Raw genomic sequence first — 21,573 nt, 5'->3', positions numbered from 1 at the left:
AATCCTTACACATCCCGGTTGTTCACTGCAGTGCGAATGGCGATGTATTGACCTCCCGCAGCACCCCTTTCTTCATCACCAGAGAGCTGAGACAGGTTTTTTGTATCCCTTGCCGGACGCTATGATATCGAGATGAATCGTGATGATATCTTCCAAATCAAGTTCCGGTTCATAGTCGAGTTTGCGGGAGTCTACCGTTTTTATATATTGCCTGCATTTGTCGCACAGATCAACCCTGTATGCCGCCTGTCCCTCTGCGTAAAGGTAATGAAGCTTTGCATGGTCTCCGTTCTCGCAGTACGGGCATCTCAGACGCTCACCATGCCAGTTCCATCCGCAGAAGGAACAGAGAAAAAACCGCTCTCCTTCACCCCGCAACTCCGATATCAATGGGAGGGATCCGCAGACCGGGCAATAGCCTCTGCGCCAGTTCTTCATATCTGCGTGTGCCATCATCTGTTGTGCATATGCGTGCAGGGAAGGCTTAATGCTCATATGCACCAGGAAACGAAGGATATTCCTGTCAACTTTCAGTTTTTTGGCGATATTTTCCAGATAGACCGGATCAGAATGTTTTTTCAGTAATTCTTCTCGGTGAAGTTTCCCTGATTTCACCGCTGCATGTATTTTCTGAATGGTTTTTTTCAGCTTCGATGTCGCATTCTCGGCAATGGCGCATATTGAGGTAAACAGACTGGAGGAGGAAGAGACATCGATGGCAAAGTCCTCTTTATTGGACATGGGAAAGCCTTCAGCAGTCTGAACTTTCAGTACGTCTTTCCTGACAGGCGTTCCGGTAACACTCAGTGAAGGATGAGAATCCGATATCTGATCCATTATCCTGCCATAAAAACCCAGCAACTCGCTGTATGCAGGGTTTTTTTCCATGAGATGCGCTATCTTTTCTTTTTTATCGACGGTATTTTTGTCCAAAAGGCAGCCTCCTTGCAAAAATGGCTTGTTCCTGTTGCAGGAACAAGCCATTTCACGATTTCACTCAAGTAAATGCTAACCCGGCCGGTGTGACGCGTGTGCTGACAATGCCAATACAGAGTCGTCTTCAAGAGCGGCAAATTTGTGATATTTCTTCGGCTCATCAATCACAAGAAAGATCGTGCGGACAAAATCGGCGTTCAGCAGTTCAGCTTTGGGATACGCAGCTTTGACCTCTTTTAAACGTTGCTTAGCCAATTCAAGAATTTTGTCGCGGTCTCCGAAGATCATGGTTCCTGTCGGGCAGGTCTTCACGCAGGCAGGGAGCATGCCTTCCTTGATCCTGTCTATGCACATGGTGCATTTAGCCATTCCCTGGGTTTTTTCGTCCCATCGCGGTATATCCCAGGGACACGACTCCCTGATTTGTTTGAAATCAGCCGCTTTGACCTTGACTTTCGGGTTATAGAGAACAGCGCCGGTAGACTCGTCCAGTGTGATGGCATTGACTTTCAGGGATTCGGCCACTATTTTGCAGGGAGGGGTCGAGCAGTGCCTGCACTGGTCCGCAAAAAAGTACCAGACAGGCTTTCCCTGCATCTCATGCTCACTGAACCTTACAAGCTTGTAGGTAACGTATGAAAGATCTTCGGGATTTTGATGAGTTCCGCGCTGGACAGTTTTGGTTGCCGGATTCATGTTCCACTGCTTGCATGCGATCTGACAGCCACGGCATGCGGTACATTTCGTGGTATCTACAAAAAAAGATTTATCCGCCATTGTTCATCACCTCCCTTATGCTTTCCCGGCTTTTTTGGCCGTTATTTTTGTCACGTTTGCCATGAATGCCTTTGACTCGGGAATCATGGTGTTCGGGTCGCCGATGGTGGGTGTCAGAAGATTTGCGCTGTCTCCACCATCCTTCGGATGCAGCCAGCCGAAATGCCAAGGGAGGCCGATCTGATGGATCGTCTGTCCGGCGACGACAAAGGGCTTGAAACGCAAAGTGACAATCGCGGTTGCTTCCACTTTTCCGCGAGAAGTTTCGACAAGGACTTTGTCACCGTTATCGATACCCCTGAGTTTCGCGAGTTCCTCGCTCAGTTCACAGAACATCTGAGGTTCAGTCTCGAGGAGCCAGGGCAGCCAACGGGTAAGAACACCTGTCTGCCAGTGTTCGGTTACCCTATAGGTTGTGCATACAAAAGGATATTTGGGGTCGCATGTTGCGAATGTATCCAGTCCTCCCTCGAATATCTTTATCACGGGGTTGATCCTCTGGTTCGACATGATATTCTTTTCGATCGGGCATTCGAGAGGTTCATAGTGTTCGGGGAATGGTCCGTCTGCCAGACCAGGACCGAATATCGACGCAACTCCGTCCGGCTTCATGATAAACGGGTAAAAGCCCTCGGTACCCATCGGGGGCCAGCCACCGTCAGGTACATCACCGATCCATTTTTTCGCTTCCGCATCCCACTTCACCACAGTCTTCGCCGGATTCCGTGGCTTGCCTTCAAGATCTACAGAAGCACGGTTGTAAATGATCCTTCTGTTGATCGGCCAGCACCACGCCCATTGCGGGAAAAGGCCAAGGCCGGTTGGGTCGTCTTTTTTTCTGCGGGCAGCCATATTTCCCTCTTCTGTATAGCTTCCTGAGAAAAGCCAGTTCCCGCAGGAGGTCGTCCCGTCGTCTTTTAATTTGGTAAAGTTGGCAACAAGTTTACCGGTGGCAAGATCATAACCGTTGATCTCTTTTGCAACCGCATGGATATCGAACTTTTTATTCGTTTCGTAATCCCATTTCAGGTTCAGCACAGGATCAGGAAATGCGCCTTTTTCTTTTTTGTAGAGTGCCTTTACTTTCTTCATGAGTTCAAACATGATTTCACTGTCCGGCATTGCCTGTCCGGGAGGGTTTGTTGCTTTCCATCGCCACTGGCTCCAGCGGCCGCTGTTGGTGACGCTCCCTTCCTTTTCCATGAAGGCAGCACAGGGAAGCTGGAAGACTTCGGTTTTAATTTTCTTGGGGTCCATTCCGGGGCCCTTCCAGAAGGAACCCGTTTCATTGTCGAAGAGGTTGACATTCACCATCCAGTCAAGTTTTTTCAATGCTTCCCTGACTTTTCCCGCATTTGCGCTTGAGCAGGCAGGGTTCATGCCCCAGGCAAAGAAGCCGGTAAACTTCCCTTTGTACATTTCGTCAAACAGCATTAACCATGACGCGTTCTGTGTGTCCTCCAGTTTTGGCAGCCATGAATAGCCGAAATCATTGTCTTTTGTTGCCTTATCACCGTACATGGATTTCAGGAGGCTTGCGATATATTTCGGCCTGTTCTGCCACCAGTTCGCACTTCTCGGGTCGCTGGTTTTGGGTGTTGTTGCATTATAGTCTTCGAGGGCCTGCTGCTTCGCCCTCGGCGTAGGCATATATGCAGGGATGATGTGGAAAAGGAGTGCATGGTCTGTTGATCCCTGGACATTCGATTCACCGCGAAGGGCGTTCACGCCGCCTCCGGCTATCCCCATATTGCCAAGGAGAAGCTGGATAATGGCCATGGTGCGGATATTCTGGGTTCCGACCGTATGCTGTGTCCATCCCATTGCATAAAGGATAGTCCCTGCTTTTTCAGGGACACCCGTTGCCGCATATGTTTTATATACGTTCTCGAGATCTTCCTGGGGTGTTCCTGTTATTGCAACAACCTTTTCCATGGAATAGCGTGAGAAATGTTTTTTGAGATGCTGATAAACGCATTTCTCATCCTTAAGGGACGTGTCTCTTTTGGGGATACCTTTTTCATCCTTTTCAAAAGCCCATTTCGCCTTGTCATAGGAACGTTTTGTCGGGTCATATCCGGAAAAGAGACCGTCGTCGAACCCGTACTGGTCGTTCAGGATAAATGTGGCATTCGTGTAATTTTTTACATAAAACTCATCATAGAGATTGTTGTCGAGGATATATCTGATCAGTCCGCCGAGAAATGCGATATCCGTTCCTGAGCGAAGCCTGGTAAAGATATCAGCTTTGGCAGACGTCCTTGTAAAGCGGGGATCCACGTGGAGGAATGTTGCGCCTTTATCGCGGGCTGCCTGAACCCATTTGAAGGAGACAGGATGATTTTCTGCGACGTTTCCTCCCATGTTGAGGATAACATCGGAATTCCTGAAGTCAATGTAATGATTTGTCATTGCGCCTCGTCCGAACGACTCTCCCAGAGCCGCTACAGTGGCGCTGTGTCATATGCGGGCCTGATGTTCAATATAGACGAGTCCGAGCGATCTCAGGAATGTCTGATACAGCCAGCATTCTTCATTGTCCATCGCTGCACTTCCGACGGATGCAATACCGTCGGTACGGTTTACTACCTTGCCGTCCTTGTTCTTCCCGACGAAGCTTTTGTCCCTGCTCTTCTTGATGTTTGCCGCGATTTTGTTCAAAGCCCATTCCCAGCTTACCTCTTTCCATGCGGCGCTGTTGGGTGCACGATACCGTACCTTATTCAGGCGATTTTCATTAACCGCGATTTGATACGAGGAGGCCCCTTTGGCGCAGAGCGCTCCTTCACTGATGGGATGATCAGGGTCGCCCTCGGCATTGATCACCTTTCCTTTTTTGTCTGTGGAAACCAGGATGCCGCATCCTACCGAACAGAAACAGCAGATCGTGGGAGTTTCCCTGGCCCCTTTGATCCGGAGTGCGGTCCGAAGCTCCGCAGCATACGCCTGAACAGGCGACATGTCAAACCCCATGTGGCTGAATGTCAGGCCGGCCGCCGCAACGCCGGAGATCCTTAAGAATTCTCTTCGCGTAATAACATTCATAGACTCCTCCTTTCTTTAAATTGGTTGCATTATAATAGGTAGCAAGTTTGGATTGCGTAGAAAACGGAAAATAACAGAAATAGCAAAATAATTCATGTTATCTATTAATTGGATTCTTTAATGTTCATACCATCTATATCACATAAGTATGCAGATGTCAACCACAATATATAAATAACATATTATTCGAAATTAATTAATAAAATTAATTAACAAAATTCAATGGCCTCTACCTGGATATTGCTCTCGCTTGTGTCAGCATTCACACTTGCTGCCAGCGACGCGCTTACCAAAAAGGCACTGACAGGGAATAACGAGTATCTTGTTGCATGGTGCAGGCTGCTCTTTTCCGTCCCTCTGCTTGCGATCCTCTGGATATTTGTCCCGATACCTGACCTTGATACAGGATTTTATCAGGCATTCCTGCTTGCCATGCCTCTTGAGATACTGGCGATGGTGTTCTATATAAAAGCACTGAAGGCCTCTCCCTTGAGCCTGACACTCCCCTTCCTTTCTCTTACCCCGGTATTTCTGATCGGGATTTCGTATGTCATGCTGGGGGAAAAGGTTTCACTTCAGGGCGCTGCGGGAATTTTTCTGATTGCTGCAGGAGGCTACATGCTCAACATTCATACGGTGCGCAAGGGGTTTCTTGAGCCTTTCAGGGCTGTTACCCGTGAAAGAGGTTCAGTTTTCATGATACTGGTTGCTCTGATCTACAGTGTGACCTCCTCTCTGGGAAAAATGGCCATTGAACACTCGTCTCCCTTGTTTTTCGGCATAACATATTTTATCACTCTGACAATTGTATTTACCCCGATAGCGCTGATTGCGGGGAGGAAAGACGCAGGGGTTTTTATCGTACAGAAGAGATATACTGGTCTTTTTGCTCCGGGACTTTTTTATGCAGTAATGATAGCCTCCCATATGATTGCAATAAGCCTTACTAAGGTTGCCTACATGATCTCCATTAAGAGGATGAGCGTGATAATCGGCGTCATATTCGGATATTATCTCTTTATGGAAAGGAATATTCGTGAAAGGCTTGCGGGGGCATTCCTGATGTTTTCAGGCTTTGCATTGATTGTGACCGCATCATGATATCCATCAAACCGCACTATGACATATGAAAGCTTTTGAACAGATGAAGATAGCGATAGAAATGCTCAGGAAACAGGGCATAGAAAGTGCGGAAAAGGAGGCAGAAATCATATTGTCTCACTGTCTTGATACTGACCTGTTATCCCTTCACAGGGATAATCCGGAGATTTCCGACGATGTGCTTTCCCGGATCAGGGAATGCCTGAAAAGAAGATCGGCGAGGGAGCCTATGCAATATATCATCGGATACACTGAATTTTACGGGTTGCGGATATCGGTCGGACCGGGAGTTCTGATCCCCAGGCCTGAGACAGAACTGCTGGTTGAGGAAGCGGTGAGAATGATTGCGCAATCCGCACTCGGCAGCAGGAAATCAAGGATAGTGGACCTCTGCACCGGAACCGGGTGCATAGCCATTGCACTCGCGAGAGAGTTTCCTGTGGCAGAGGTGTTCGGGACAGACATTTCCGGGACAGCAATACGATATGCACGGCAGAATGCCGGTATCAACGGCGTGGGGAATGTGCATTTCCTGCAGGGGTCTTTTTTCGACCCTTTGAGAGGGTTTTTTGCAGGAAGTGATGCACAGTGTGAAGCCGATATGGTGATCGTAAATCCTCCGTACATACCACATGATGATATCGTGCATTTACAGCCCGAGATAAGGGACTGGGAACCGACAGCAGCACTGGACGGAGGCAGGGACGGGTTGGATGCGTATCGTTTGATTCTGTCTGAAGCGGGAAATTACCTGCAGAAGAATGGTATCTTAATGCTGGAACTGGGGTTCGGCCAGGCGGAACGGGTAAGAGAGATGGCAGAAAATAAAGGGTACCGGAACATCACACTGAAAAAAGATTATGCCGGCATAAAAAGGATATTTGTCGCACATCGCGAGTAAATTATGGGACTGACTGAGGACAACAGACGTTTGGAAGAGCTTGACAGGCAATATATCTGGCATCCGTTCACTCAGATGAAGGACTGGCTCGGAGAAAAACCGGTTATCATCACGGAGGGGAGGGACTGCTTTTTAAAGGACACATACGGGAGATGGTATCTTGACGGCGTCTCATCCTTGTGGGTGAATATTTTCGGACACAGAAAAAAGGAAATAGATGATGCAATCAGGGCACAACTGGATAAGATAGCCCACAGCACGTTGCTTGGCCTGAGCAGCGAGCCTGCGATACTGCTGGCTGAAAAGCTGGTAAAGACTGTGCAGAGAGCATTTGCCCTGGCGTCCGGTACCCGGGCCGATAAGGAAGAGACGGAAGAAGGCGCGCAAGAAGGGTTACACAGGGTGTTCTATTCGGACAATGGCTCGACATCTGTTGAAATTGCCCTCAAAATGGCCTTTCAGTACTGGAAGCACAGGGGTGCGAAAGGGAAAAACGCGTTTGTTTCCCTGAACAATGCATATCACGGCGATACAATCGGCGCGGTCAGTGTCGGCGGAGTCGATATCTTCCATCAGGCATTTGGTCCGCTCCTGTTCAAGACATACCAGGCGCCTTCTCCCTACTGCTACCGTTGTGAGATTGGCAGAGAATATCCCGGCTGCAAGATTGCATGCCTCGGGTCACTCGAAGAGATATTCAGGCTGCATGGGGACGAGATTGCCGGAATAATCATTGAGCCCAAGATGCAGGCTGCGGGAGGAATGATCGCCTCTCCGCCGGGATACCTGAAAGGGGTCAGGGAATTGTGTACTGCATATAACATAATAATGATAGCCGATGAGGTGGCAACTGGCTTTGGCAGAACGGGAAAGATGTTTGCATGTGCGCATGAAGATGCGCTGCCGGACATCCTTTGCCTTTCAAAGGGAATTACCGGGGGGTATCTGCCGCTTGCAGCTACCCTCTCAACCGGCGAGATATTCGATGCGTTTCTCGGAGAATTCAGAGAACTGAAGACATTCTTCCACGGCCATTCCTATACAGGAAACCCCCTCGCATGTGCCGCAGCAATCGCATGCCTCGATGTATTCGAACATGAAAAGACACTGGATGCACTTCAGGAGAAAATCATGATACTCGAAGCATGGTTAAAGGAAATGTCCGGACTTGAGCATGTGGGAGATGTCCGGAACGCGGGGTTCATGGCAGGGATTGAGATGGTAAAAAACAAGGTGACCAGGGAACCTTACGACTGGGCCGAGAAGATGGGATGGCGTGTTGCATATCATGCAAGGGACAACGGAGTAATTATCAGGCCCCTCGGCAATGTTATCGTGATAATGCCACCCTTGAGCATCAGCAGAAAGAATCTGCAGCAATTGCTGAAGGTGATCAGGGAATCTCTCATCGCGGTTACGGAAAACTGAGGCGAGCGGAGGAGCCGATGAGCAAAAAAACCATTCTTCTCATATTTCTCGTCATTCTTGTACCGATTTTCCTCTATTTTCTGTTCCCGTCAGATATGAGCAGGATAAAGAAGCTTTTCAGGGAAGGTGCCGTAGCCATTGAAAAGGAGGATATCGAGGCAGTAATGTCGAAAGTTTCCTTCAACTACCGGGATGACTATGGATTGACCTATCTGTATCTGAAGGAATCGATGAAAAAGGTCTTTCAGCAACTGTCTGACATAAAGATCGAATACGAAAATCTCAAGATTACGGTCGGTGAAAATACTGCGTCTGCTGAACTGGATGTGCGGGTTATCGCAACCATGGGCAGCGATACCGGCTATATTCTTGGAGATATGCCGAGCCCGGCACGTCTGAGATTTACCCTCGAAAAAGAGCGGACCAAGTGGCTTATTACAAAAACCGAAGGCTTGCCGCTGGACTGGTAAGGCGGGATACGTTTCACGTATAATATCTGTGTGCCGAAGTGGCGGAACTGGCAGACGCGCTAGGTTCAGGGTCTAGTGGTCGCAAGGCCGTGCGGGTTCAAATCCCGCCTTCGGCACCAAAAAAAGCGAAGCCTTTTTTCTCGATAAAACTCCGGATCTTTTTGATATTGTTTCTCTCGGCGGAACCCTTAAAGAACCAGAGCCATTGCCCGGAAACCATACCGAAATTCTTTATGCGATCAGAATACGTGGTAATTGGACGGAGAAACAGCAAATTGCAACAGAGAAGCTTATGGAGCTATTCCAGTCTTATGAGTTTTCTGCTATTTTACGGAAGCACGGATTAGACCGTCCTCAATAAGATTTGTGCAGTGCTATGTTTGTGAGAGCATTCGCGCTGCCTCGTTTACCGTATATCCCTTATGCGATATAATAGAGGCAATCTGAATTTACACAGATAAAGGAGGGTATTATGAAACGGATTATCTTCTGTATCATCGCAATGGGGCTGTTCTTCAGTGTCAATGCCTCCGCACAGAATCCTGATGCAATCGTTGGCGAATGGTACAACGAAGAAGGTACCGCGGTTATCAAGATATTCAAGTGCAGCGAAAGATACTGCGGAAAAATCGTCTGGCTCAGGAACCCGAAGAATGAGGAAGGAAAAGACAAGATTGATGCAAAAAACCCTGATGAAACCCTGAGGGACAAAAAACTCATGGGACTGCAGATACTGACAGGGTTCTCATACAGGAATGACAACAGATGGGATGACGGGAAAATTTATGATCCCAAGAACGGGAAAACATATTCCTGCAAAATGACTCTGGAAGAACATAAACTGAAAGTCCGCGGGTATATCGGATTTTCGCTCATAGGAAGAACAAGCGTTTGGTCGAGAAAGACATAGTGCGGAATATTCGTGAAGCAGGGGTGATGACCGATGAGGAAACTGACGCATCTCGATAAAAAGGGAAGGGCGAAAATGGTTGATGTTACTGAAAAACCGCCGACAAGGAGAACAGCTTTGGCGAAAGGATCAGTGCACATGAACACAGATACACTGAAGCTGATACTGGACAACAGGGTTCCCAAGGGCGACGTCCTCTGTGTTGCACGGACAGCAGGAATCATGGCAGCAAAAAGGACAGGTGATATGATCCCGATGTGTCATCCCCTGAATATTACTTCCGTCGATATAGACTTCTCTCATGACACCAGGCAAAGCATAATATACATACGGGCGCAGGTAAAAACTACGGGTCAGACAGGGGTGGAGATGGAGGCCCTCGCTGCGGTATCTGCTGCTGCTCTGACTATTTATGACATGTGCAAGGCGGTCGACAGGGAGATGATTATTTCGGATATCAGGCTGATGGAAAAACGGGGGGGAAAGAGCGGGGTTTTTAAGAGAAAATAATTATTCCCTTGTCTGCTGGTATCCCTTTTTTGCCTTTGCATTCTGCGGGTCAAGCTTCAATGCCTTCTCGAACTGGAGAGAGGCCATTTTCTTCATATTCTGCTTAAGATAAATCAGTCCGAGGTTTACATAGTGGTCTGCATTATGAGGGTCTACCTTAATCGCCTCGAGCAGGGCTTTTTCCGCGTCTTGTATCCTGTTCGGTATCTTAATCAGGGCCAGTGACAGGTAACTCCACAGTTTGGCATTATCTGGCGATCTTTCGGCCGCTGATCTGAAGGATTCAGCCGCAGCAGGAAAGTTCCCTTTTTTGAATTCCGCGACTCCCTGTTTGAAAAGATCCTGGGATTTATCCTGCAATTCTGTTGTTGCTGACATGGACGGATCATCTTTTTTCAGCGCAGCATACGCATGTTCGATTGCGTCAAAGATTGTGTTGAGTTTGTCTTTCAGCGTAGGATCAGCTGCACTCAAATACCTGTCCGGGTGAAACTCCCTGGTGAGACGGTAATAGTTCCTGGTTAACGTTTCGGGATCAGGATCAGAACTAACTTCGAGAAGATCGTTCGGGCTGAGGTTGTCCAGGTTGATATATAATTCATCCACCTTCTGAACAAATGAGAAATCATCACCTGATGTGGGTTGCAGTATCTCATCCAGTGAAAAAACATCCTTCATTACAGGAATCTCTTCTGTTTCTTTAACTTTTTCCTCAATTACCCCTATGGACCAGAGCACATAGAGTATCTTCATACCCTCGAAGGATCCAATCCATGCGCTGTCAACCAGCTCTTTGATTGTTTTCCTTCCGTTGATAATAGAGAGCATTTTTCTGTCCTGGGGGCTCAGTTCGACATTCTGAAAGAGAGTCGCAGGATTGCTGCTTAATCTGACGACTGTCTCTGTCCCGGGCATCTCATTCTTGATTCTGGTCCAGTTATCTATTCTCTTAACCCCTTCGTAAATGAGGTTCCCCATACTCATTTTCAGGGTAATTACCTCATTGGACGGCATGTCTCCTTCAGTGAATTCGTATTCAGCGTCTTCGAGCAAAAAAAGACTGTAGACGATTTCCCTGACCTGATACTTCACGCCCCAGAAAAGGTCTTTGGGGCTAATATACCCGTTCTCGACCAATATTGCACCGAGGCGCTTCCCGGACTTTTTGAGAACCTCCACGGATTTGTCATACTGTTCCATGGTGATCTTTCCTGCCTTGATCAGCATCTCCCCCAGCCTGTCGTCCTCGTATGTCGAAGAGGCGAAGATAGCCTCACCCTTATTGAAAAAGACTTTTTTCGTGAACGCCAGTGTTTTCACCACGAGGGTGCCCGTCAATCTTCCCCTGTTGAGATGTGCAAGGAGCTTGGGAAGACTGCTATGCTTTATATTATCTTTGAGCGGTATGTCAGTCATTTGTATCTTTTTACCTCAAATCGATAGATTTCTGCCTCCTCATGAGGCAATATTCCTGCTTTCATTTTGGTAATGCGCAGCTGCTCTTCTACCGTATCGACACCCTCGAGGTCAGGCAGCAACAGACCTTTTCTGCTGCCGCTTACAATAATTATGCCATATTTTCGGGGATCGAGGTCGTGAAGGCCGTGTATTTTTTCGGGGTAGGAGAGGATATCGACAGAGTAGGTGAGATCTTTGAGTTCATTTTCTTCGACAGGAGAGAACCGGGGGTCTTTTGTTGCTGCCGATATGGCATTTGCGATGATTTCTTCCCCGACAGATTTGCAGGTCGGGATGTACGTCCCGATGCATCCCCTCAGTTCGCCGTGTTTTTTGAGACTGACAAAAACTCCTGACTCATGAAGCAATTCGGGTGGTAAAGGGTCTGGCGTCTGTAATACCCTGCCTTCCCTGACATATACTTCCACAGTTCTTCTGGCAAGTTCGGCAACGGGATGCATCTATTTATTTCTCTGAAGCGTATAATCGGCAATTGCGAACAGCGCCTTTTTTGCGTCTGAATCCGGAAAAACCGAAAGTTCTGCCTTAGCATCAGCGATCAGGTCTTGCGCCTTTCCCAGCGACTGCTCTATCGTGTGATATTTCCTGAAAAGCTTCAGTATTATCCTGAGCCCGCTCTTTTTAAAACCGTTTTTTATAATATTTTTTATCTGTTCCTTCTCTGAAGGAGTGACAGTTTTCAGAAGACATATAAGTGGGAGAGTTATTTTCCCCTCCCTGAGGTCTTTCCCGAGACGTTTTCCCAGTTCTGATTCTTCCGCCATATAATCAAGTATATCATCTGCCATCTGAAATGCAATACCGGTCTTCAGACCGAATCGCGCCAGTGCATTTTCCATATCTTCATGAACTGATCCAAGGATACCCCCGATGCGGCATGCGGCAGAAATCAACGCAGCGGTTTTCGCAGAGATGATATTCAGGTAGTCCTCTTCGGAGATATCCGGGTCTGCGGTCTTGGAAAGCTGAAGAATCTCTCCTTCGGTCATCCTTGTAGTAGCCTCAGAAAGTGCCTCCATGATCCGCTGGCTCCTTTGCAGAACAGCAAGTCTCAGTGCATTGGAATAAAGAAAATCCCCGACAAGTATGACAACCTGATTTCCCCAGATTGAATGGGCAGGAAGCTTGCCCCGTCGTATCTCCGCGCCGTCAACAACGTCGTCATGGAGCAGTGAAGCCGTATGTATGGATTCGATAATCCCTGCCAGAATGAGACGTGCATCACCACGGAATCCTGCCAGTTCTGCACTCAGCAGGAGGATTAATGGTCGAAGTCTCTTGCCGCCTCCGTCGAGGATATGTTTGCCGATAAGCGGAATGGTAAAAACGTGGCTGCTGAATATGTCACGGATTTTATCTTCGACGATTTTCAGATCATGTTGATAGGCATTGAATATCTCTTCCAGATGCATTCTTAATGGTAGGACAGTGACAGTTTCAATGTCAAGATGAAAGGCATGATAACAAGGAAAACAACGCATAAAGGCAAGAAAAGGTTGCGCTCAGGGTTTGATCCTGAGTCTTTCCGGGTCAATGGTATGTTTTGATAGACTTTTTATGTCTTTTGGTCTGAACGCGCCTTTTTCCGTAATTATTGCAGTGACATATCTGGACGGCGTTACGTCAAAGGCGATATTCCTCACTTTTACCCCTTGAGGGGCGATCCGGCATCTGCCGAAAATATGCGTTACTTCTTCATCACCACGCTCTTCAATGGGGATGTCGTCTCCTGACACGATTGAAAAATCGATGCTGCTCAGGGGAGCTGCAACATAAAAGGGGATTTTATGTTCCTTGCACAGGATTGCTACGGTATAGGTTCCTATCTTGTTTGCCACATCGCCGTTACGGGATGTTCTGTCGGTACCGACGATGGCGAGATCTATTTCGCCTCTTTTCATGAGAGCGCCGGCTGTATTGTCAGTAATAAGAGTTACGGGTATACCATCCTGCATTAATTCCCATGCAGTGAGGCGTGCTCCCTGGAGAACCGGTCTTGTTTCGTCTGCAATAACCTGGATTCTCTTGCCCTGATCTCTGGCAACACGCATGGGCGCTGTCGCAGTGCCGTATCCGCCGGTTGCCAGGGCGCCTGCATTACAATGCGTCAGGATGGTATCTCCATCCCTGATAAATTCCGCCCCCCACTTTCCGATCGCCTTGTTTACTTCCACATCTTCCTGAAGGATAAGCCTCGCCTCGTCAATCAGGATTTCCTTCAATCTGCTGACAGGTTCATCTTTTTTTCTCGTCAGAAGAGCGCGTATTCTGTTCACCGACCATTGTATGTTCACTGCCGTGGGTCTTGTTGAAAGCATTGCGTGGAACAGGGGTTCAACGGCTTTGATGAATTCCTCAGAATCTGTTGTACGTATTTCCTGTGCACCGAGAGCGATACCCATTGCTGCTGCAATCCCGATGGCAGGAGCACCCCTGATACGCAGCTTTTTTATGCCTTCAGCCACCATCAGGTAGTCTGTACATTCAATAAAGCGCACCTCAAGCGGCAGGCGTGTCTGGTCAAGCATGATTACTTTTCCGTCAACCCATTCGATTGCGTTAACCATATATCTCCTTCAGCGGAAACAGTATTGTGATCAAAAAGAATGCTGTGAGCAGCGAAATAACCCCGACTGTGCCCCAAGAGATGATGTTGTAGATTTTTGGGTTCACATATTCGCCCATCAGGTTCTTGTTATTGACCAGCGCTATCGCGAATACCAGGACGAACGGCAGAAGAATACCGTTCAGCACTGAGGAAAGGACCATCAGGAACACGAGAGGAACTTCAGGAATCAATATCACAAGGGAGGCTGTTACGATCATGAATGTGTAAATCCCCATAAACTGAGGAGCTTCCTTGAATGTTTTGTTCACCCCGCGTTCCCATCCCATGGCTTCACAGATGTAGTATGATGTTGCCAGAGGCACGATGATCGCACCCAAAAGGGCCGCATTCGCAAGGCTGACCGCAAATATCAGAAATGCATAGTTTCCGGCGAGTGGCTTAAGGGCAATGGCTGCCTCTGATGCCTCATGTATCCTGATCCCCTGGCTGAAGAGTGTTGTGGCACAGGTGACGATTATGAAAAACGAGATAATGTCTGTAATGCTGCACCCGATAAGCACGTCAAGCCTCGAGGCTTTGTATTCGTCCTTCTTTATGCCTTTTTCCGCGATCGATGACTGGAGGTAAAACTGCATCCACGGCGTAATGGTCGTCCCGATAATGCCTATGCTCAGCATTACAAATTCCGGCTGCCATTTCATCTGTGGAACGAATGTATGGTAAATGACCTCCGACCATTCAGGTTTTGCCATGAAACCCGAAAGGACATAACCGAAATACAGGAGGCACGCAAAAAGGAGGATGCGTTCAACAAACCGGTAGCTGCCTTTCACAACGAGAATCCATATGAAAAGAGCGCCAACCGGCACCATAAGATATTTGCTCAAACCGAGTATCTCCATGCTTGCAGCCCAGCCTGCGAAATTGGCAACGGTTGTTCCGAAGTTGGCGACAAAGAGCACGCACATCATGTAAAAAGTCGATTTTACCCCGTAATTTTCCCTTATGAGATCCGAAAGACCCTTGCCTGTCACTGCTCCCATGCGCGCAACCATTTCCTGTACGACAACAAGGGCGATAGTCGTCGGTATTAACGTCCAGAGAAGCGAATAGCCGAATCGTGCACCGGCAACCGAGTATGTAGTGATCCCGCTTGCATCATTATCGATGTTCGCGGTGATTATTCCCGGCCCCATGATTGACAGGAAAACGGCGATTCTTTTCCAGAGGCTCATACCTTTCTCCTCTTTCTCTTTGCAGAAGGGGGGAGTATCCGGTCTATTACATCATCAATGGTAACAATGCCGAGGATAAACCCGTCATTGTCAAGGACAGGTATGGCCACAAGGTTATATTTTGAAATTATCTCTGCAACCTCGACTTCATCAGCGTCAGATGTTACCGTCTTAAGCTTCGTTTCCATGATATCAGAAAGAGTGGCATCAAGAGGCGCAAGCAGCAGATCCCTGAGCGAGACAACGCCGAGGAGCTTTTCATCCGTATCGATGATGTAGATGTAATAGACTGTTTCGACCTCTTCTGCATCCTGCCTGAATTTTTCTATTGCCTGCCTGACAGGCATATCGGGAGCAAAGGCAATGAATTCATTTGTCATGAGGCCACCGGCAGTGTCTTCCTCATGGCTGAGGAGCTCCTGGATATCCTCGGCTTCCTCCTTTTCTATCTGCTCCAGTATTTCCTTGGCTTTATCAACGGGGAGGTCGCTCAGGATGTCGGCTGCCTCGTCAGGCGGCATCTCTTCGATGATATCCGCAGCCTTATCAGTGTCCATCCCCGTGATTAAGGCTGCCTGCACGTCAGGCTGCAGTTCGGAAAGAGCTTCTGCCGCGGTTTCAACGTCCAGGCCCTTGAAAAACGTTGCACCTTCCTTGTGCGAGACCTGGCTGATGATTTCAGCGATGTCAGCAGGATGAAGCTCAGAGACCATCTGTCGTGGAACAGTAAGGGAAATCTTCGTAAGTTTCGGCTCCAGGGGCTGAATGTAATTCCAGCTAATAAGGTTATACGGGAGATGTTTCTTGAAAATCTTCATCATATCCTCTCCGCTTCTTTCGAATCCGAGTCTTCGCATTATACCCCTCATGCCGACATCTACCGCAGCGAGGATAGCCTCTGAATTATACCCTTCGAGTTTTACGTCATTCACCCGTACCACTTTGGCGCCATTTGCATCGACTATCTGCTTATCGAAAATATCCCTTACAATCCGGAGGTCTTTCTCGTCTGACTCGTAAGGATGAAGATTGTCAGAATAGATTTTTGTCGAGATGATTCTTTTATTGAAGATGTTCAGATCGGTCCACAGAAGGTTGAAGAATCTCTTTTTCTTTTCCACGATAAGGGCAGAAACCCTCGGGAAGGGTTCACCCTTCACGACGATCATGTCCCTTACCCTGCCGAGATCCTCTCCCTTCGGGTCGAGAACAGGTTTTTTCAGGATCTCACTGACAAAAAGTTCTCCAAAAAACGGCATGTCGCACCCTGTTTCCTCTTGATTATCTAAGATTTCTGTTTGTAAGAAGTATAGCGTACCGTTTTTTGTTTCAGCAACACGAAAATTGAATATTGAGGCCTTTTTCTCTATCCGAAGGCAACATCAAGGATCATCATGACAGTGAAACCCACAAGGGCCCCCATAGTCGCCAGATCGGTATTGTTTCCCCGCTGGGACTCAGGAACCAGTTCTTCAATAACGACAAAGATCATCGCACCGCTGGCAAAGCCGAGCATCCCGTCAAGCAATTTTCTGCTGATGTCTCTGGAGAAAAAAACCAGGGAAGCACCGAAAGCGGTCATCGCCCAGGTAAAACAGGTCGCAATAAGTGCCTGAAATACAGGGTGCAAGCCCTGGAATATTTCTGTCATTTTTTTCTTCTTTCATCTGATATTATAATAATCTCAGTCTTCCGGCAAGTGGTTGCATTAGAAGCGTTATCACTCCGGGTACCGGATACGTATGAGGCGGAAAAACAAAAAGAGTTCCGAAGGCGCATCAACAGATTGCCGGAATACACGGATAGCGCATCACAAGGCAATTACGGTGTACCGTTTGCATAACTGTTTCTGGAGTATATAATTGGATACACTCGTCATCAAAGGCGGCAAAAAGCTTAAGGGAGAGGTACAGATAGGTGGGGCAAAGAACGCTGCCCTTCCTCTCATGGCAGCTTCAGTTCTTGCATCCGGCGAAAGTACGATCGCAAAGGTTCCTGATTTAAAAGATATCAAGACAATGGGGCGCCTCATCGCAAACCTCGGCGCAGGATATCATTATGAGGATCATCGGATAATAATCAGCACAAGCAGGATTGATAATTTTGAAGCACCGTATGATCTGGTACGAACCATGAGGGCATCCATTCTCGTGCTTGGTCCCCTTATCGCCAGATACGGAAAGGCGAAGGTATCCCTTCCGGGCGGGTGCGCGATTGGCGCGAGACCGATAAATCTCCATCTTATGGGTCTTGAAAAAATGGGCGCAGACATCAGACTGGAGTCCGGATATGTAATTGCGAAGGCAAAAAAACTCACGGGCACATCGGTATATTTTGATACCCCGACCGTTACGGGAACCGAAAATCTTATGATGGCTGCGACTCTGGCAAGAGGAAGAACCGTGCTCGAAAATGCGGCAATGGAGCCGGAAGTCGTGGATCTTGCCAATGCGCTTGTTTCCATGGGAGCCCGGATAAAAGGGGCCGGAGAAAGCACCATCGAAATAGAAGGGGTCGATGGGCTGGAACCCATGAACTATACTGTCATACCTGACAGGATAGAGGCAGGGACTTTCATGACCGCTGCCGGGATCACCGGTGGAGACATTATTCTCAGGGGGTGCTGCATTGAGCACCTTGACGCATCGGTAATGAAGCTTAAAGAGGCCGGTCTTTCATTTGAACCGGTCACTGACGGCATACGTGTATCCGGACCTTCAAGACCTGCTGCGGCGAATCTTACCACGATGCCATATCCTGGATTCCCGACGGACATGCAGGCGCAGTTCATGGCCCTAATGTGCATTGCCGAAGGAACAAGCGTCATTAAGGAAATGATTTTCGAGAACAGGTTTATGCATGTGGCCGAACTGATAAGAATGGGAGCAGAGATAATTGTTGAAGGTGGCGTCGCATCCGTAAAAGGGGTTGAGCGGCTAAAGGGGGCGCCACTGATGGCAACAGATCTGAGGGCAAGTGCATCACTCGTTGTCGCAGCTCTTGCTGCAAAGGGCGAGACGAAAGTGCACAGGATTTATCACCTTGACAGGGGTTACGAAAAGATGGAAACAAAACTTCTCATGCTGGGCGCGGATATCAGGAGAGATAAGGAGTAACCCTCTGGCACATGCAAATCAGAGAAGGTATTCGGCAAGGTTTATTTTATACTTGTTGGGATCAAGCGTTTTTATAATGGAACGGTAATATCTTGACTGTTCGTCTTTTTCGGTAAGGTTGACCACCGGACCGCTTACCCTCTTCCCCTGCCTGTCAATAATGATCAGTACCCTTGGCCTGTCGGCAAACACAGTGTTGCTCTCATACACAAGGCCGAGTTCCTTCGTATCGAGCATTACCAGAGTGCCGATGGGAAATACTCCGACCATATTAATGAAAAACTTGAAAAGGAGAGGGTCAAGCTGGGAACCGGCCCTTTCCATCATGATACTCAGCGCCTTATCAGGTGACAGCGGAATTCTTGAATAGACCCTCGATGAAGTCATCGCATCGTACTGGTCTGCGAGGCTCACAATTCTTGAGAAGAAATCGAGTTCAGAGTGTTTTGCGACCTTCGGGTATCCGCTGAGATCATAGTTCATATGATGCTCGAATGCAACAATTGCAGCCCTGGACGCAGTGAAATCAACACCCCGTATTTTCAATATTGCTTTAACTCCCCAAATCGGGTGTCTTCTGATAACCTTCCATTCGTCTTCGGTGAAGTTGGTGGATTTGTTCAGGACTTCACTGGGAATTTCGATTTTGCCGATGTCATGAAACAGCGCGACCAGTCCGAGTTCGGTAAGGACTTTTTTGCTCAAGCCCAGCCTCTGACCCAAAGCGATCGAAAGGATGCTCACATTTACTGAATGATGGTACGTGTATTCGTCATATTCCTTGATGGCGGTCATGCCGATGAGAAGGTTTTCCTCTTCGAGAATGTGGTCAACCATCGACTCAACGACCCTTTTGGCCTTCTTGATGTTCACTTTTTCACCTGCCTGGATCTTCGTCATCACTCCCCTGGTATAGGAAACCGCGTTGAAATAGACTTTCTTTATCACCTTTCTGACATCAACCTGTTCCCCCTCCAGTATTTTCTGGAGTCTTGATATCTCAAGGTTGTCGGATTCTCCCGTGATGTCTGACATGGTTTCGTAAGGCGTGTCAGAAAAACCGGCCGCAATAAACGCCTTAAGGAATATCTGGATGTCTTTGGGCTGCAGGTTACTCATGAACACAATCTTTCCGATTTCCCGCCTTTTGAACTCACGGATCAGGAAATCGAAATTCAGCAGGTACTCCATGGAATAGCGGATTCTGGTTTCATCTATATAGAAATACTCACCGACGAGTTCAAGATTTATGCTGGTACCGGACTCGGTAAGCTGGTTTATCAGGGACAGAAACCGTTCGACCGCGGTCATAACGGCAATATTCGCGGGATCATGGATCTGGGCAGTCCGCAGAATAACAGAGAACTGGTTGATTATGTCCTGTCCGTGCTTTTGTATTTCTCTCTCTTCTTTAATTCCCATATTCCAGCTTCTTGATTGCAGAGAGCGAAAAATCTCTGAGGAGTTTGTTTCCGGAATCCTGATATTTGTACAGCAGGGGGAGAGCGTCCTTGTTTCCCAGCAGTCCGAGGCATAACAACGCACAGGCCTTGCTTTCATAAAGCTTTGCTCTTCCGAAGAATGATTTTGTCTTCAGGATTTTCACCAGAAAGTCGAATATCTCGGGATCCTTCCACCTTGAAATTGCCTCAAAAAACTCTTTCTTTTCCTCAAAATCCTTGTCTTTGAAACTCTTTTCGGCAATTTTGTCCAGAAGAATCCGTTTTGGGGCTTCTGACCCGATAGACGCGAAGGACTTTGCGGCAGCTACCCGTATCTGCATATCAGTATCGTCAAGGCATTCCCTGAGAGTTTGTATTCCTTCTTTTCCTCCGAGGTCGCCAAGTGCCTTAATGCCCTCTTTCCTTACCCTTATGTCAGAATGTTTTACTGTTTTCAGCAGGTAGTCGATTGCCCTCCTGTCGCCGATTCTTCTAAGAATATAGATAATATTTCTGACCACATACCATCTCTGGTCATCAAGGCCTCTTGAGAGTGCCTGGATATCTTTTTTCCCGATACTGATGAGAGCTTCTATCACATTCTTTCGTGCGCGGATAGTCTTTAATTCCCCGAGATATTTTATGAGTGGTTCGATCGCATTTTTTTCGAGGTGGGCGACGAATTCATCATAAATAGTCGTGTCTATCTCGATTCCGCTGTCGAGGATGTCAGCAAGAAGGCTGATTATCTCATCAGTGCCAAGATATGAAGGAAGCAGCATCATGTATCTCTTTTCATTTTCTGCCATAAGCGGATTTTCGAGTATTTTCTTCGCTTTCCTCATCACTTCGATTGCTGTTTCCATATCCCCGTGCTTCATCGAAAAATTTATGGCATCCTTCAGAAAAGTAAATGCCTGCTCAACGTCCGTTTTGTCTTCAGACTGGTAAATGATTTCGAAGAGGATGAGTGTCAATTTCCCTATTTTTTCCGAAGAGTCCTTTTCCAGTTCCTTCACGAGCATCTGAAGATCATTATCCGTGAGCGGAACAATTGATATCCCCTTCACATCTTCCTGGACAAATCCGTCCTCATAGGCCTTCATCAGGTCATTTACATCGGTAACCTTTTCTTTTGCCTTTTCCTCAGTCTTTATTGAATAGTCTTCTTCATCGGCATCGGCAAGAAAAGCTTCATCAACTACATACTGGATATTCTGAAAGTCTTTTTCCCAAAGGAGCGTTACCACATCGTCGTCTATCGCATCCCTGTCAAAATCAAGCGCGATAATCTTCAGAAATTCCTCGAGCTCTTCCCGCATGAGTCCCTTTTTGAATGTAAGTTCACGCAAACCGTCTTTAAAGAAGAAAAGGGCGAGGTTATCCTCCTTATCAGGGTTGTAATAGATCTGCTCGTTGTCGTAGAGGATGCTGTTTTGCTTGATGCTCAGTACAATGCTTTCATGGTAATCAAAAAAGCTTTTGAACCTGGTGTAAGAATCTTCGAGGATCTTTGCATAGATGGGATTGTTCTGAGGATACATCCTTATAGTCTTTTTGGACTTGATAAGGTTCTGAATGATATCTCTTGCTTCTTTACTTTCCTCGGAAATTTCCATGCTTAGAAATTAACATAGTTATTTGAAGCAGTCAA

The 21,573-nt window shown here is 47.5% G+C and carries 18 protein-coding genes, 1 tRNA gene and 1 pseudogene; 8 read left to right on the top strand and 12 right to left on the bottom strand.

Annotated features, from left to right (window positions below; all coding sequences use genetic code 11):
- Nucleotides 1-75: 75 nt before the first annotated feature.
- From AB1552_03460 to fdnG, 3 genes are all read right to left on the bottom strand, one after another.
- On the bottom strand, nt 76-933 hold the full coding sequence (locus AB1552_03460; protein MEW6052834.1) for a formate dehydrogenase accessory protein FdhE: 858 nt from the start codon (nt 931-933) through the stop codon (nt 76-78).
- 75 nt (nt 934-1,008) lie between these two features.
- The gene (locus tag AB1552_03455) at nt 1,009-1,713 is read right to left on the bottom strand and encodes a 4Fe-4S dicluster domain-containing protein (protein ID MEW6052833.1); all 705 of its coding nucleotides are present in this window, start codon (nt 1,711-1,713) and stop codon (nt 1,009-1,011) included.
- A 15-nt stretch (nt 1,714-1,728) separates the two neighbouring features.
- On the bottom strand, nt 1,729-4,758 hold the full coding sequence (gene fdnG, locus AB1552_03450) for a formate dehydrogenase-N subunit alpha (protein ID MEW6052832.1): 3,030 nt from the start codon (nt 4,756-4,758) through the stop codon (nt 1,729-1,731).
- 222 nt (nt 4,759-4,980) lie between these two features.
- Here fdnG and AB1552_03445 point away from each other — a divergent pair, with 222 nt between their 5' ends.
- The 7 genes from AB1552_03445 to moaC all read left to right on the top strand — a co-directional run bounded on the left by AB1552_03445 (nt 4,981) and on the right by moaC (nt 10,078).
- Complete coding sequence (locus tag AB1552_03445) at nt 4,981-5,859, top strand: DMT family transporter (GenBank protein ID MEW6052831.1); 879 nt, start codon at nt 4,981-4,983, stop codon at nt 5,857-5,859.
- A gap of 25 nt (nt 5,860-5,884) precedes the next feature.
- Entirely contained in the window at nt 5,885-6,760 is an 876-nt protein-coding gene (gene prmC / locus AB1552_03440) for a peptide chain release factor N(5)-glutamine methyltransferase (protein MEW6052830.1), read from the top strand.
- Between the two features lie 9 nt (nt 6,761-6,769).
- Entirely contained in the window at nt 6,770-8,188 is a 1,419-nt protein-coding gene (gene bioA / locus AB1552_03435) for an adenosylmethionine--8-amino-7-oxononanoate transaminase (GenBank protein MEW6052829.1), read from the top strand.
- 17 nt (nt 8,189-8,205) lie between these two features.
- Complete coding sequence (locus AB1552_03430; GenBank protein MEW6052828.1) at nt 8,206-8,658, top strand: hypothetical protein; 453 nt, start codon at nt 8,206-8,208, stop codon at nt 8,656-8,658.
- Between the two features lie 32 nt (nt 8,659-8,690).
- Nucleotides 8,691-8,777, top strand: a tRNA-Leu gene (locus tag AB1552_03425).
- Between the two features lie 353 nt (nt 8,778-9,130).
- A complete protein-coding gene (locus tag AB1552_03420) occupies nt 9,131-9,568 on the top strand; it encodes a DUF2147 domain-containing protein (protein MEW6052827.1) in 438 nt (145 codons plus the stop codon).
- A gap of 33 nt (nt 9,569-9,601) precedes the next feature.
- Nucleotides 9,602-10,078: a cyclic pyranopterin monophosphate synthase MoaC gene (moaC, locus tag AB1552_03415; GenBank protein ID MEW6052826.1), complete on the top strand. Its 477-nt coding sequence runs from the start codon at nt 9,602-9,604 to the stop codon at nt 10,076-10,078.
- Here the strand turns inward: moaC and AB1552_03410 are convergent, their stop codons facing one another.
- The 7 genes and pseudogenes from AB1552_03410 to AB1552_03380 all read right to left on the bottom strand — a co-directional run bounded on the left by AB1552_03410 (nt 10,079) and on the right by AB1552_03380 (nt 16,874).
- A complete protein-coding gene (locus AB1552_03410; protein MEW6052825.1) occupies nt 10,079-11,494 on the bottom strand; it encodes a DUF4388 domain-containing protein in 1,416 nt (471 codons plus the stop codon). It abuts the gene before it with no gap.
- The gene (gene amrA / locus AB1552_03405) at nt 11,491-11,997 is read right to left on the bottom strand and encodes an AmmeMemoRadiSam system protein A (GenBank protein MEW6052824.1); all 507 of its coding nucleotides are present in this window, start codon (nt 11,995-11,997) and stop codon (nt 11,491-11,493) included. Before amrA ends, AB1552_03410 begins: the two co-directional genes overlap by 4 nt.
- On the bottom strand, nt 11,998-12,969 hold the full coding sequence (locus AB1552_03400; protein MEW6052823.1) for a polyprenyl synthetase family protein: 972 nt from the start codon (nt 12,967-12,969) through the stop codon (nt 11,998-12,000). It lies immediately after the preceding gene.
- A gap of 90 nt (nt 12,970-13,059) precedes the next feature.
- Nucleotides 13,060-14,124 carry an S-methyl-5-thioribose-1-phosphate isomerase gene (gene mtnA, locus AB1552_03395; GenBank protein MEW6052822.1) on the bottom strand — a complete coding sequence of 355 codons (1,065 nt, stop codon included), beginning with the start codon at nt 14,122-14,124 and terminating at the stop codon, nt 13,060-13,062.
- Nucleotides 14,117-15,361: an Nramp family divalent metal transporter gene (locus tag AB1552_03390; GenBank protein ID MEW6052821.1), complete on the bottom strand. Its 1,245-nt coding sequence runs from the start codon at nt 15,359-15,361 to the stop codon at nt 14,117-14,119. Before AB1552_03390 ends, mtnA begins: the two co-directional genes overlap by 8 nt.
- Nucleotides 15,358-16,620: a CBS domain-containing protein gene (locus AB1552_03385; GenBank protein ID MEW6052820.1), complete on the bottom strand. Its 1,263-nt coding sequence runs from the start codon at nt 16,618-16,620 to the stop codon at nt 15,358-15,360. The genes AB1552_03390 and AB1552_03385 overlap by 4 nt, the downstream gene beginning before the upstream one ends.
- Before the next feature lie 107 nt (nt 16,621-16,727).
- Nucleotides 16,728-16,874: pseudogene (locus AB1552_03380) on the bottom strand (ZIP family metal transporter).
- Between the two features lie 349 nt (nt 16,875-17,223).
- On the opposite strand from AB1552_03380, the gene murA reads away from it, so the two are divergent.
- Nucleotides 17,224-18,477: a UDP-N-acetylglucosamine 1-carboxyvinyltransferase gene (gene murA, locus AB1552_03375; protein MEW6052819.1), complete on the top strand. Its 1,254-nt coding sequence runs from the start codon at nt 17,224-17,226 to the stop codon at nt 18,475-18,477.
- Nucleotides 18,478-18,495: 18 nt separating this feature from the next.
- On the opposite strand, the gene AB1552_03370 is transcribed toward murA, so the two are convergent.
- Complete coding sequence (locus AB1552_03370; protein MEW6052818.1) at nt 18,496-19,899, bottom strand: HD-GYP domain-containing protein; 1,404 nt, start codon at nt 19,897-19,899, stop codon at nt 18,496-18,498.
- Nucleotides 19,889-21,538: a HEAT repeat domain-containing protein gene (locus AB1552_03365; protein ID MEW6052817.1), complete on the bottom strand. Its 1,650-nt coding sequence runs from the start codon at nt 21,536-21,538 to the stop codon at nt 19,889-19,891. The genes AB1552_03370 and AB1552_03365 overlap by 11 nt, the downstream gene beginning before the upstream one ends.
- Nucleotides 21,539-21,573 lie beyond the last annotated feature (35 nt).

The sequence above is a fragment of the Nitrospirota bacterium genome, assembly GCA_040754395.1.
GTDB lineage: Bacteria > Nitrospirota > Thermodesulfovibrionia > Thermodesulfovibrionales > SM23-35 > JBFMCL01.
This window is presented reverse-complemented; position numbering and strand designations above follow the sequence as displayed.

What these genes read in the sequence shown, in the direction of transcription:
- amrA (MEW6052824.1), bottom strand. Translation starts at nt 11,997, where the DNA reads ATGCATCCCGTTGCCGAACTTGCCAGAAGAACTGTGGAAGTATATGTC.
- AB1552_03390 (MEW6052821.1), bottom strand. Translation starts at nt 15,361, where the DNA reads ATGAGCCTCTGGAAAAGAATCGCCGTTTTCCTGTCAATCATGGGGCCG.
- moaC (MEW6052826.1), top strand. Translation starts at nt 9,602, where the DNA reads ATGAGGAAACTGACGCATCTCGATAAAAAGGGAAGGGCGAAAATGGTT.
- mtnA (MEW6052822.1), bottom strand. Translation starts at nt 14,124, where the DNA reads ATGGTTAACGCAATCGAATGGGTTGACGGAAAAGTAATCATGCTTGAC.
- prmC (MEW6052830.1), top strand. Translation starts at nt 5,885, where the DNA reads ATGAAAGCTTTTGAACAGATGAAGATAGCGATAGAAATGCTCAGGAAA.
- AB1552_03410 (MEW6052825.1), bottom strand. Translation starts at nt 11,494, where the DNA reads ATGACTGACATACCGCTCAAAGATAATATAAAGCATAGCAGTCTTCCC.
- AB1552_03455 (MEW6052833.1), bottom strand. Translation starts at nt 1,713, where the DNA reads ATGGCGGATAAATCTTTTTTTGTAGATACCACGAAATGTACCGCATGC.
- AB1552_03420 (MEW6052827.1), top strand. Translation starts at nt 9,131, where the DNA reads ATGAAACGGATTATCTTCTGTATCATCGCAATGGGGCTGTTCTTCAGT.
- AB1552_03445 (MEW6052831.1), top strand. Translation starts at nt 4,981, where the DNA reads ATGGCCTCTACCTGGATATTGCTCTCGCTTGTGTCAGCATTCACACTT.
- AB1552_03370 (MEW6052818.1), bottom strand. Translation starts at nt 19,899, where the DNA reads ATGGGAATTAAAGAAGAGAGAGAAATACAAAAGCACGGACAGGACATA.
- AB1552_03400 (MEW6052823.1), bottom strand. Translation starts at nt 12,969, where the DNA reads ATGCATCTGGAAGAGATATTCAATGCCTATCAACATGATCTGAAAATC.
- AB1552_03430 (MEW6052828.1), top strand. Translation starts at nt 8,206, where the DNA reads ATGAGCAAAAAAACCATTCTTCTCATATTTCTCGTCATTCTTGTACCG.
- AB1552_03385 (MEW6052820.1), bottom strand. Translation starts at nt 16,620, where the DNA reads ATGCCGTTTTTTGGAGAACTTTTTGTCAGTGAGATCCTGAAAAAACCT.
- AB1552_03365 (MEW6052817.1), bottom strand. Translation starts at nt 21,538, where the DNA reads ATGGAAATTTCCGAGGAAAGTAAAGAAGCAAGAGATATCATTCAGAAC.